The following is a 12,717-nucleotide window of genomic DNA, read 5'->3' as shown; positions in this document are numbered from 1 at the left end:
TCCCTCAGCGCCATTAACAGCCCATGAAAAAGCACTATGTCTGTCTACTGCTGGTTTTTAGTTTCCTGATTTCGCCAGTTGTCTACGCGCAAAAGAAGGTGCGAATTGCCTGCGTGGGCAACAGCATTACATATGGAAGCAGGCTGGCGCAGCGGGAGAAGGATTCATATCCTGCCCAGCTACAAACGATGTTGGGCTCGGGTTACGACATACTAAATTTTGGGGTAAGCGGGAAAACGGTACTCAAGCACACGGTCAACTCATACATGGCGACGACTGCGTATCAGGATGCGCTGAAAAGCAATCCCGATCTTGTATTTATTAAGTTGGGTACAAATGATAGCCGTCTGCCGTACCGACTGCAAATCGATACGTTCGCCACGGATTACAAAACGCTGATTCACTCGTTTAGGGAGTTGCCTACGCATCCGCGTATTGTGTTGCTATTGCCCGTTGCCTCGTTCCTGACAGATACGACCAAACAGACTGAAAAAGCCATTTCACAATTGATACTCCCTCGAATTCGGCAGGTAGCCTTTGAGGAGAAATGTGAATTGATCGACTTGCATTCCCTTTTTATCAACCATCCCGACTATTTTCCTGACCAGTTGCACCCCAATGAAGCGGGCGCTACGATCATTGCCAAACGATTGCAGGAGGTCGTCGTCAGTCAGGAGGAAAAGGGTTTCGACTTCTTTTCGAAAATCAAGGAACCGGTTACGATCTCGTCGTTTTACGGCTACGACTGTGCCGATTTTTCAATGGCTGGCCGGGCCTGCAAAGTGGTAAAGCCCCGCCGACCCGCTAAGGGCTTACCGTGGATATGGCGGGCCAGATTCTGGGGCCACGAACCCCAAACGGATATTGCCTTGCTGGATAGGGGCTTTCATTTGGTCTATTGCGATGTGGCCGAACTGTTTGGAAATACTCAAGCTATTGAGGCCTGGAATGACTTCTATACGTTTGCCCGAAAAGCAGGGTTAGCGAAAAAGGTAGCCTTGGAAGGATTGAGCAGGGGCGGGGTTTACATCTACAACTGGGCGCTGGCGAATCCCAAAAAAGTGGCTTGCGTATATGCCGATGCGCCCGTACTGGATCTGAAAAGCTGGCCGGGTGGCAAAGGACAAGCTAAAGGCAGTCCGGCGGATTGGGAAATCTTCAAAAAGGACTATGGCTTCCAGTCCGATCAGGAAGCCATGGCATTCAACCGCAATCCCATTGACCGGGTTGCCGAGATTGTGAAAGGTGGTTATCCGCTCCTGCACGTAGTGGGCGACGCCGATGATGCCGTTCCGATCAGCGAAAACACAACCCCGTTCGAGCAGAAAGTAAAAGAATTGGGTGGGCAAATCCAGGTCATCCATAAACCCGGCATTGGGCATCATCCCCACAGTCTGCCCGATCCGACACCCATCGTTGAGTTTATTTTGAAAGCAACGTATCAATAGCCTGGACTTCCAGTCTGCATAGCTGTAGGTTAATAGTCTCTTAATTATAACTTAGCCTACGACTACGCGAACTGAAAGTCCAGGCTACACAATACACCACCTACTTTTTCTATGAGAACTACACTACAAACAGGCTTGATTCTGGTCGCCATTACGCTGTTCTCCCAGCTTTCTGCATGGGCGCAAACGAACGCGAAACTCTGGTATAAACAGCCCGCCAAACAGTGGGTAGAGGCTCTACCCGTGGGAAATGGTAAAATTGGGGCTATGATTTTCGGTGGAACAAGCGACGAGCTTATTCAGCTCAATGAGTCTACGTTATGGTCGGGAGGGCCGGTGAAAACCAATGTTAATCCCGAAGCCGCTGGTTACCTGCCGCAGATACGGGAGGCCTTGCTGAAAGAGGGGGATTACGCCAAAGCTAATGAACTCGCCAAAAAAATGCAGGGGTTTTATACTGAATCGTACCTGCCAATGGGCGATCTGATGATTAAACAGAACCTGAATGGCGACACGCCATCGGCCTATTATAGGGATCTTAATTTAACGAATGCTGTTGCTACTACACGCTTCACGGTGAATGGTATAGACTACAAACGGGAGGCTTTTACATCAGCACCGGATAACGTATTGATCATCCACCTGACCAGCAGCAAAAAAGGAGGATTGACGTTCGACGCATCCGCTAAATCGCAACTACGTTACGATCTTGTTGCGAATGGGACTAACGAATTAATCGTTAACGGTAAGGCTCCAGCGCGGCTTGACCCTTCGTACTACAATCCAAAGGGCCGTAATCCGATTGTTTATGAGGACAGTACCGGTTGCCGGGGCATGCGGTTTCAGTATCGGATCAAAGCCGTTGCCAAAGACGGTTCTGTGCGCACGGATACATCGGGTGTTCACGTAAAAAATGCTAGTGACGTCACGCTCTACATAGCGGCTGCAACCAGTTTTAATGGGTTTGATAAGTGCCCGGATAAATATGGAAAAGACGAAAAAGCGTTAGCGGCTTCCTACCTCAATAGCGCTGTTAAAAAACCATTCGCTACGTTACTTGCATCTCATATGGCTGATTATCAATCATATTTTAATCGACTGGCTTTCGTGGTGAAGGACACGAGCGCTAACAATCCAACTAGTGCATTGCCATCGGATGAGCGCTTGCAGGCGTATTCGAAAAATAGTTATGATCCCGGCCTGGAAACCCTGTATTTTCAGTTTGGTCGTTATCTACTTATTTCGTCGTCGCGGCCGGGTGGTCCGCCTGCCAATTTGCAGGGCATCTGGAATAAGGAACTGCGGGCGCCCTGGAGTTCTAATTATACGATCAACATCAATACGGAGATGAATTACTGGCCTGTCGAAGTGACCAATCTCTCTGAGATGCACCAGCCGCTGCTTACCTGGATAAAAGATTTATCCACCACAGGAAAGGTGACTGCCCGCGAATTTTATAATGCCAAAGGTTGGGTTGCCCACCACAACTCCGACATCTGGGGGTTGAGCAATGCCGTTGGCGATCGTGGCGCGGGCGATCCTGTATGGGCCAACTGGTACATGGGTGGCAACTGGCTCTGTCAGCATCTTTGGGAGCATTACCGGTTTACGGGCGACAAAAAATACCTGGCTGAGTACGCCTATCCGATCATGAAAGAAGCGGCTGCTTTTACACTGGATTGGCTGGTGGAAGATGCTGAAGGTCATCTGGTTACTGCCCCATCGACTACGCCTGAAAACAAGTTCAAAGACAGCAATGGCAAGGAGCAAGGCGTATCCGTCGGGACAACGATGGACATGGCGATCATCTGGGATTTATTCACCAACCTGATCGATGCCTCGACCGCGCTGGGTATCGACAAACCGTACCGCGAGATGCTGCTTGCCAAACGTGGCAAACTTGCACCACTACGTATCGGTAAGCAGGGGCAACTCCTGGAATGGTCCAAAGAGTTCGAAGAAACCGACCCGCACCATCGCCATATTTCGCACCTGTTCGGCTTGCATCCGGGTCGTCAGATTTCGTCGGATACACCCGAGTTTTTTAAAGCTGCCCGAAAAACGCTGGAATTACGGGGTGATGAAGGAACCGGCTGGAGCAAGGGCTGGAAAATAAACTGGTGGGCCAGATTGCTCGATGGTAATCACGCTTATTCGCTGATTCGGCAATTGATGCGTTATACAGGTAGCAAGGGTGAAAGTATGCAGGGTGGTGGCACGTATCCCAATTTTTTCGATGCCCACCCGCCATTTCAGATCGACGGTAATTTCGCCGGGACAGCTGGTATGGCCGAAATGCTGTTACAAAGTCATCTGGATGGCATAAGTCTATTACCTGCCCTGCCGGATGCCTGGAAAGAGGGAAGCATTAAAGGCTTGCGGGCAAGGGGTGGTTTTGAAATCGCGATGACCTGGAAAGAGCATAGACTCGCCAGCTCAACAATCAAATCACTACTGGGTGGTACGTGTAAAATCAGTAGTAGCAAGCCGCTGACCGTCAAAGGAGTAGCCGCAAAATCAACGCGCACTGGCTCAAACTACGTACTGACGTTCCCGACTCAGAAAGGAAGCGTTTATCAGGTAGCCGCTCAATAAAAGACCAGACAGAAAGGTGTAAAAACCACTGATTTAGATTGTTAGCAAAACGCCAAATAGTTATTTTTGACTGAGGGATTTTCCTTGAAAAATAGGTAACGTCAATACGTGTATTTTCTCAAAAAGAGAAAGCAAAATCTCCTGATCCCGTAATCACCTGATTTTTAAAAGTAAAAGCAATGACAGACGGTATACCTGATGTCCTTCCTCAACCGCCGGGCCCTCAGCCACTGGCAAAATTGAGTGTAAGCGCACTACGCTGGTCGAGCGTTTTGCTGGTGACCACCGTTTGGGTCAGTGCGGCTCTGTTCGGCTTATACATTCTGGCCTTCTATGCGTCGGCGCTTTATGAAGGCAACATGGACCGCTGGAATCAGGTATTGCCCCGTTTGTATGAGCAGGGCACTACTACCGCTACCAGTGGAATTGGTCTGCACTTCGCGGCTGGAGGTATTATCCTGATTCTGGGAAGTATTCAGTTACTTGATTCGGTCAGAACTCGTTACCCTGCTGTGCATCGCTGGATTGGCCGTATCTACGTAACAGCCTGCCTGGTTGCCGCCGTTGGTGGGCTGGCCTTTATTGCCATCAAAGGAACCGTTGGTGGTCTGGTGATGAACATCGGATTTGGTCTCTATGGCGTATTGATGTTTATCGCAGGTATACAAACGTATCGGCACGCGGTAGCAGGGAATCTGGACCAGCATCGAATCTGGGCATTACGGTTGTATGCCCTGGCGATTGGCTCCTGGTTATACCGAATCGAGTATGGTTTCTGGATCATGCTTACTGACGGACTGGGTCACGGGAAATCGTTCAGTGGACCATTTGACTGGCTAATGGCATTTTTCTTCTACATTCCCAACCTGCTGGTTGTCGAAGCGTACATTAAAGCAAATTCATATAAATCCTCGCCTGCGATCAGGTTGTTTTCTTCCCTGATGCTGCTCGTGGCCACTGGATTTCTGATACTTGGAACCTATTATTTCACTCTCTATTATTGGGGTCCTGCCATTTTGAAGTGGCTATCGCTCGCTTAACGGATTGCACTGTCGGCCTCCAATCAGCCCAACAAATGCGTTACTTTGTCGGTTAGTTAGCAACTAAGTAATCACGAAGATTTATTATAATCACGTGGTTTTATTGTCCACAGAGGCACAAAGAACACAGAGCTATCAATTTTTTTTCGACTATTTATCTCTGTGTTCTTTGTGCCTCTGTGGACAATAAAACTCTATCAATTGTCGATTCAATAACCCATTCATCATGCTGTATCCGCTTACATTCGAGACCATTTTTAAAGATAAAATCTGGGGTGGCCAGAAGATAAAAACCATTCTGGAGAAAGAATTTTCTCCCTTACCCAACTGTGGCGAAACGTGGGAGGTTTCCGATGTAGAAGGCAACGTATCGGTGGTGAAAGAGGGGAGTTTGCAGGGAAAATCATTGCATGAATTAGTTGAACAGTATAAGGGCAAACTCGTAGGGCAGCATGTATATGAAAAATACGGCAACCGATTCCCCCTGCTGATTAAGTTCATCGATGCCAACGACGACCTATCGATCCAGGTTCACCCGGATGACGAACTAGCCAAAAAGCGGCAAAATGGCTTTGGGAAAACCGAGATGTGGTATATCATGCAGGCCGACGAGGGTGCGAAACTTAATTCGGGTTTCAATCGGGAAGTGACTAAAGACGAGTACGTTAAGGCCGTCGCCGATAATACCATTCAGGATATTCTGAACATTGAACCAGCCTCACCCGGAGACGTGTTTTTTTTGCCTGCCGGACGTGTTCACTACATCGGGAAAGGACTTCTGCTGGCCGAAATCCAGCAAACCTCCGACACTACATATCGGATTTACGATTTTGACCGCGTAGACGCGACAACCGGGCAGAAGCGTGAACTGCACACAGATCTTGCCGTCGATGCCATAAATTACCATCATTACGATCAGTACAAAACACAGTACGACAGGAAGTTGAACGAGAGCGTTAACGCCGTGACGAGCGACTACTTCGTGACTAATGTGCTGACGGCCAATCAGGAAATAGAGCATGATTACACCCACATTGATTCGTTTGTAATCCTGATTTGCGTGGCTGGTGCCCTAACAATCGAAGCGGAAGGTGGCTACAGCGTATCGCTCAAAATGGGACAATGCACCCTTGTTCCGGCCTCAATCAATACCGTTACGTTCGTTCCCGACGGCGACATGACGTTACTGGAAACCTACGTGCCGTGATGGAGGATAGTGGTACAACGTTTTATTTTTAATGTTTTACATTAAAAATAAAACGTTGTATATAAAAATTATTAGTTTTGGCTTAATCCTAAACCAAATTAATAATGAAACTAATAAATGCTGTCTTTTGGGTAATTGCGGTGTTGACTGGCCTGCAATGCTTGTTCTTTATCTATGGAGGGGTAGGTATCATAAATCAGTACGACGGAATTCTTCGCTGGATGTGGGTTTTTAAAATTGCTACTTATGCCGGTATTCTGGGAATGGGCTACATGGTCTTTCGGATCAAAAAAACGCTTCTCCAGAAAGGGTACTTTGAGCAAGCCAATATCAAACAACTTCAAGGCTTCGGCTTATTAAGCCTGGCTGTGGCTATCAGTAATTCATTGGCCAATGCCGGAATGTCCACCTGGCATTATTACCATAAACCAGTTAGCTTTCAGGAAGCGCGTAGCAAATTCGCCTTTTACTTCGCCGAACACGTTTTTGATCATTCGCTGATTGTTTACGTATTGGTTCTTTCTATTTTGTTGCTGACATATTTTACCCGGCAGGCCATTGCGGTAAAACACGAGAACGAAGCGTTTATATAAGGTGGATATTGTAGTGAACTTAGATGTGATGATGGCTCGACGTAAAATGTCGCTTAACGAGCTATCCCGACAGGTGGGAATTAGTAACGTAAACCTGTCAATACTCAAGACTGGGAAAGCAAAAGGAATTCGGTTTGATACGTTAGCGGCTATCTGCCGTGTACTACAGTGCCAGCCTGGGGACATTCTGGAGTACGTTGAAACGTCAATAGCCGAAGAACCATTTGTCGTTTAATGATGGCCAGCATGATACAGGGCGGACCGATATTTGTACTCAAATGATTTCAGTAAATCGTCGCGCACTGGGAGGTGTTGAAGGTTATTCCAGCCGAATCTTCCAACGGGAATGTGTTTTTTGAGAATATTTTTGTAGGTTAAAGGACTAACAGACGAGATAGAACGGGATAGTTGGTGTAGCTTTGATTGCCAGCTTGCTTACTGAATTAATTTAAAGTAATATTTTGATTCAGAGCTATATGAGTTAACATAACGTTTAATTGCACAACAACGCAGTAAGTATTATGAAGTGGATATACCTCATTATCATTACTTCCCTCTGTTCAACTCTGGGCTGGTCTCAGGGAATGGCTTTAAAGACGATAAAGGGCCAAGTCGCTTTCGAGAAGGAAAGTACCGACTGGATAGCCACTATCATTGAGAAAGATACAGTTAGTGTCCTGTTCAAAATGATGTTTGATAAACTTCTTAACCAGCAGTTACCGCCTAACGGATATTATCAAATAAGTTACGGAGCCGATATAATCCGGTTTAACAGGGTCAACAAGTCGGAGAGCTATTCTTTTTACACTGATCAGATGCCGATTAGTGCGGTGAGAAGCGGAGAAAGGAGATGGCCCATTATTGGCTTAGCGAAAATGAATCCAGTGTGTATTCTACCTAGAAAGTGAGCTTAGGTTAGCATATTGCTACTTATACAACGAATGCGATTTTTCTCCTACTGCCTCCTCTTGCTATCATTTTGTCTGAAGTTAAGCGGTGTACTAGCCTGTGATTGTGACGATATAACCGTTGAGCGGGCTGTAAGCAAAAGTAAGATTATCGTTATCGCTCAAGTGGTCGAATTATTAGACACAAAACGGGAGAGAAGATTAGCCAGATACCATCCTCGCCCGTATGAAAGTTACCGGGTAAAAATAAAGGTGAAACAATCCCTGAAAGGCCCCTTATCCAGCCACGAAGTAATTGAAATTGGATCGCATTATTCAGACTGTGATCTCACCTATGACAAGCATAAAGAGTACCTATTATTCCTGGAAAGAAAGGGTCGTATCTATGAAGAGCAAGGCTGTACTATGTCGAGAGCGTTGAACGGCGACGAGTCATTAATCAAGGAAGTGAAGAAGGACTTGAAGGACAGTTAGTGAAGAATAACCAAGGCTGATTAGGTTGTACTTTTACAATACGAAGAATAAAATTAAGCAGTAGTGTCTCGTTATGTGCAGCCTGCTCCATAACCTGACTTACCACATCAGCTTATTCAGATACCTTCAGCATCGCTAATCTACCGAGAGTCACGTAGCACAGGGACTGTCTGACCAGCAAGCGAATACTCCTGTTTCCAGTGAAATAAAACGAGACGGAAGGAGAAAAGACAATGGATTGTCTTTCTCTTTTCGTCTTTGATGTTTTTCTTGCCGTAGTAAATAGACGACGTATGAATCTGAATCTGACTGATAAAGTAATTCTTGTGACAGGGGGTGCCAAAGGAATTGGTGAAGGTATCTCAACAGTATTGGCGGCCGAGGGGGCTATTCCGGTCATTATTGGACGTAGTGAAAAAGACAACCAGCTTGTTGTTGACGCCATTAAAGCCAATGGTGGCAAAGCGCATCAGTTTGTAGCCGAGTTAACCCAACCCGATAAATGTCAGCGGGCTGTTGAGCAAACCGTCGCCCAGTTCGGCCGTATTGATGGACTGGTTAATAACGCCGGGGTAAACGATGGGGTCGGGCTGGAACATGGTTCTTACGTAGGGTTCGTTGCCTCTCTACACAAGAATCTGATTCATTACTACCTGATGGCGCATCACGCGTTGCCATTCCTGAAAGCGTCGAAAGGGGCGATTGTGAATATTGGCTCGAAAGTGGCCGAAACGGGGCAGGGAAATACGTCGGCCTATGCCGCAGCCAATGGCGGGCGTAACGCCCTGACCCGCGAGTGGGCGGTTGAGCTGTTGCCCTACGGCATTCGTGTAAACTGCGTCGTTGTAGCCGAAAGCTGGACACCGCTCTATGCCAACTGGATCAAAACGCTGCCTGATCCAGAGAAAAAACTGAAGCAGATTGTCTCAAAAATCCCGCTCGAACACCGTATGACAACGCCCGAAGAACTGGCCAACGCGGTGGCCTTTCTGCTGTCCGACAAATCAAGTCACACAACAGGCCAACTCGTTCACGTTGACGGTGGCTATACACACCTCGACCGCTCGATTACTGATTAGCACTAGTCAGTGAGCACGTTTTTGTCATGCTGACGACAGGAAGCATCTTCGGTAAATAAGTATTTTCTAGTGCTCCGGCGGTTTTGCGAAGATGCTTCCTGTCGTCAGTATGACAGAAAACATAAATCAACTCCCCTTAATCAAAAACTTCAATGGCTCTTGGCCCTGCTCCCAGTAATGTTAAACTTAAATCCGGACAATCAACCGGCAATTATGGTCTTGCGTTTACGCTCGTTACCAGTTTGTTTTTTCTGTGGGGGCTGGCCAATAGTCTGAATGGATCGCTCATCAAGCAGTTTCAGATTGCCCTTGATCTGAACCGATTTCAGGCGGGTATCGTCGACTTTGCGTTCTACCTCGGTTATTTTTTCATGGCGCTTCCGGCTGGGTACGTTATGCGGAAGTTTGGCTATAAGCGCGGAATTCTGCTCGGATTGCTGCTGTACGGCGGTGGCGCATTCCTGTTTTATCCAGCCGCTGAAGTGCGCGTCTATGGCTTTTTCCTGCTGGCGTTGTTCACTATGGCCTGCGGGATTGCCTGCCTGGAAACGGCCGCGAATCTCTACGTAACGGTTTTGGGCGACCCGAAAAAAGCGGAATGGCGGCTGAATTTTTCGCAGTCTTTCAATGGCATCAGCGCCATTCTGGGGCCGGTTATTGGCGCCTTGTTCATTTTCTCGAAAAATGAGTACACGCAGGATATGCTGACGGCAATGGCCCCTGCACAGGCGCAGGCGATTCGCGTGCAGGAAGCTCTTTCTGTGCAGGGACCGTATCTGATTATCGGCACTATTCTCGCGGTCATTACGATCTTGTTTGCCGTTATCAAAATGCCAGAAGTGGGGGCTGAAGAGGAGCAGGCTGCCGGGAAAATTTCCATTACGAGTCTTTTCCGGCATCGCCATCTGACGCTTGGTATTATTGCCCAGTTTGCCAACGTAGGGGCACAGGCTACGCTCTGGGGCTATTTTGTTGACCTTAAACTCGATTTCTCTCGTGAAGGGCATTGGGCGGTGGCCGAAGGCTACATGAACATTATTAATTCGCTGACGGGCTCCCCAACGGACATGTCGCTGACGCAGATTGCGGGCTTCCATGCCTCGTTCGCGCTGGTGTTGTTTATGCTTGGTCGCTTCGTCGGTACGTCGCTGATGACGCGCATTCGACCCAATATCGTACTGAGTGTCTACGCCATCGGGGCCGTAGCAATGGTTGTTATTGCCATGCTGGTGGGTGGCCTGACGGCCGTAATCGCGCTTAGTTTTACGTATTTCTTCCAGTCAATTCAGTTTCCAACCATTTTTGCTTTGGCGACGAAAGGGCTGGGTGCCGAGTCGAAAATAGCGTCGTCGCTGGTAATCATGAGCATTGTCGGTGGAGCGTTGATGCCGTTGGTTGCCGGAGCCTTGTTTGCCAAAGGGCCGGTATATGCGCTGCTGGTGCCGCTGGTTTGTTTTGTCTTTATCGTGTTCTACGCCATGCAGGGCTACCGCATCACATCTGATGATCTGCACAGCGCCAATATCCCTCCTGAAATTGCCCCTTAATTATGCGCTATTGCCTTGCTCTTGACCTCAAAGATGACCCGGCCCTGATTGCCGAGTATGAACGCTATCACGAACGTATTTGGCCCGATATTGAAGCCAGCATTCGGGATGCGGGAATTACGGAAATGGAAATTTATCGCATCGGGAATCGGTTGTTCATGATAATGGAAACTGACGATACGTTTTCGTTCGACGCCAAAGCGGCATCCGATGCGGCCAATCCGATTGTTCAGACGTGGGAAACCATGCTCTGGACGTATCAACAGGCATTGCCAATGGCGAAACCCGGCGAAAAATGGCTGTTAATGGATAAGATTTTCACGTTATAAAATAGTGAGAGAGAAAAGTTAACGTACTTGCTTATTCTTTCGCTCTTGCACGCTTTCGCCCATGAACGTTGCCCTGTTTATTCCCTGCTATGTTGACCAGTTTTACCCGCAGGTTGGTATTGCCACGATGCGGCTGCTCGAAAAAGCGGGCGTTCAGGTAAGCTTCCCCATGCAGCAAACCTGTTGCGGTCAACCGATGGCCAATGCGGGTTGCGAGGCCGATTCCATTCCCGTGTATCACAATTACGTGCGGGCCTTCGCTGATTACGACTACATCGTGGCTCCTTCAGGAAGTTGTGTGTATCACGTCCGCAAGCATTTTAACATCATCGAACAAACCCCCGCCGTTAAGCACGTCCGCGAACGTACCTACGAACTCATTCAATTTCTGACCGACGTATTAGGCGTGACGAGCTTCGATGCTGAATTTCCCTATCGCGTTGGTTTGCACCAGAGTTGCCACGGGCAGCGCGGTTTACGCCTGTCGTCCGATTCTGAACTGACGCCCAACCGCGACGGGAAAGTGAGTAATTTATTGAAGCAGGTTCGTGGACTGGAATTAATTGAACTGGATCGCTACGATGAATGCTGTGGTTTCGGGGGCGCTTTTTGCGTGTCGGAAGCTGCCGTCTCGGCCCGCATGGGGCAAGATCGCGTGCAGGATCACGTTAAAAACGGAGCGCAGGTCATTGTCGGGAGCGACGTATCGTGCCTGATGCACCTCGAAGGTGTCGTCCGTCGGGAGAAGCTGCCGTTACGGGTTTTACACGTAGCGGAAATTCTGACCGGAGCCGTTTCGTAATCGTTATGCCAAACCTGTATATCATCGCCGGGCCCAATGGCGCCGGAAAAACCACTGCAGCTTACACGTTGTTGCCAGAAATTTTAAACGTGTGGGAGTTTGTGAATGCTGATGAAATCGCTCGGGGCTTATCACCTTTTCAGCCTGATTCGGTAGCGTTTGAAGCTGGTCGAATCATGTTGCAGCGCATAGATTTCTTGCTTAATAAAGGTACTGATTTTGCTCTGGAAACCACCTTATCAACGCGTTCATACGTCCAGACGATTCGGCGTGCTAAAGAAGCTGGTTATACAATCACTCTTTTCTTCGTATATTTATCTTCGGCAGAAATGGCGGTTAGTCGAGTTGCGAAGCGCGTGTCTATGGGTGGACATAACATTCCTACAGATGTGATTTATCGTCGGTATAAGCGGGCCTTAATGAATCTTTTTACCCTCTACATGCCGACTTGCGATTCATTTATGTTTATCAACAATAGTGGTGAGGAGCCAGTTGAAGTAGCCAAAGGGGGTACGTTAATGGAACATGCTGTATTTGATCAAGTCTTGTGGAGCTCTCTATTGAACCAATATGGAAACGGTAAGTAAAAAAGAAGATATCTCTGCAAAAGTTATGGAAGGCTTTCGACTGGCTCATAAACGGTTAATTGAGAAGGCGAAGCGAGATGATGATACGCTGGTTATCGAACGTAACGG

The 12,717-nt window shown here is 47.9% G+C and carries 11 protein-coding genes; all 11 read left to right on the top strand.

Translation table 11 applies throughout. The annotated features are described in order from the left end of the window. The first annotated feature begins 23 nt into the window (after window positions 1–23). The 11 genes from BM202_RS13415 (at window position 24) to BM202_RS13355 (ending at window position 12,609) form a co-directional block, all read left to right on the top strand. Window positions 24–1,448, top strand: a complete 1,425-nt coding sequence (locus BM202_RS13415; protein ID WP_093826820.1) for a GDSL-type esterase/lipase family protein — start codon at window positions 24–26, stop codon at window positions 1,446–1,448. Between the two features lie 111 nt (window positions 1,449–1,559). After that, window positions 1,560–4,043 carry a glycoside hydrolase family 95 protein gene (locus tag BM202_RS13410; RefSeq protein ID WP_093826818.1) on the top strand — a complete coding sequence of 828 codons (2,484 nt, stop codon included), beginning with the start codon at window positions 1,560–1,562 and terminating at the stop codon, window positions 4,041–4,043. Between the two features lie 179 nt (window positions 4,044–4,222). Beyond that, the gene (locus BM202_RS13405; RefSeq protein ID WP_093826817.1) at window positions 4,223–5,083 is read left to right on the top strand and encodes a DUF2306 domain-containing protein; all 861 of its coding nucleotides are present in this window, start codon (window positions 4,223–4,225) and stop codon (window positions 5,081–5,083) included. Between the two features lie 226 nt (window positions 5,084–5,309). After that, the gene (locus BM202_RS13400) at window positions 5,310–6,290 is read left to right on the top strand and encodes a type I phosphomannose isomerase catalytic subunit (RefSeq protein WP_093826815.1); all 981 of its coding nucleotides are present in this window, start codon (window positions 5,310–5,312) and stop codon (window positions 6,288–6,290) included. 104 nt (window positions 6,291–6,394) lie between these two features. Then, on the top strand, window positions 6,395–6,883 hold the full coding sequence (locus tag BM202_RS13395) for a hypothetical protein (RefSeq protein ID WP_093826813.1): 489 nt from the start codon (window positions 6,395–6,397) through the stop codon (window positions 6,881–6,883). A 1-nt stretch (window position 6,884) separates the two neighbouring features. Then, complete coding sequence (locus BM202_RS13390) at window positions 6,885–7,118, top strand: helix-turn-helix domain-containing protein (protein ID WP_093826811.1); 234 nt, start codon at window positions 6,885–6,887, stop codon at window positions 7,116–7,118. Window positions 7,119–8,558: 1,440 nt separating this feature from the next. Further along, window positions 8,559–9,344, top strand: coding sequence for an L-fucose dehydrogenase (locus BM202_RS13375; protein ID WP_093826805.1), 786 nt, complete (start codon window positions 8,559–8,561; stop codon window positions 9,342–9,344). A 152-nt stretch (window positions 9,345–9,496) separates the two neighbouring features. After that, on the top strand, window positions 9,497–10,891 hold the full coding sequence (gene fucP, locus BM202_RS13370) for an L-fucose:H+ symporter permease (RefSeq protein ID WP_093826802.1): 1,395 nt from the start codon (window positions 9,497–9,499) through the stop codon (window positions 10,889–10,891). Between the two features lie 2 nt (window positions 10,892–10,893). Further along, entirely contained in the window at window positions 10,894–11,220 is a 327-nt protein-coding gene (locus tag BM202_RS13365) for an L-rhamnose mutarotase (RefSeq protein ID WP_177236578.1), read from the top strand. A gap of 61 nt (window positions 11,221–11,281) precedes the next feature. Continuing rightward, the gene (locus BM202_RS13360) at window positions 11,282–12,022 is read left to right on the top strand and encodes a (Fe-S)-binding protein (protein ID WP_093826799.1); all 741 of its coding nucleotides are present in this window, start codon (window positions 11,282–11,284) and stop codon (window positions 12,020–12,022) included. 5 nt (window positions 12,023–12,027) lie between these two features. Then, entirely contained in the window at window positions 12,028–12,609 is a 582-nt protein-coding gene (locus tag BM202_RS13355) for an ATPase (RefSeq protein WP_093826797.1), read from the top strand. The last annotated feature ends 108 nt before the right edge of the window (window positions 12,610–12,717 follow it).

Origin of the sequence: Spirosoma endophyticum (genome assembly GCF_900112365.1) — a bacterium.
Classification (GTDB): domain Bacteria; phylum Bacteroidota; class Bacteroidia; order Cytophagales; family Spirosomataceae; genus Spirosoma; species Spirosoma endophyticum.
Note: the sequence above shows the minus strand (reverse complement) of the source record. Positions and strands in the feature narration are given on the sequence as shown.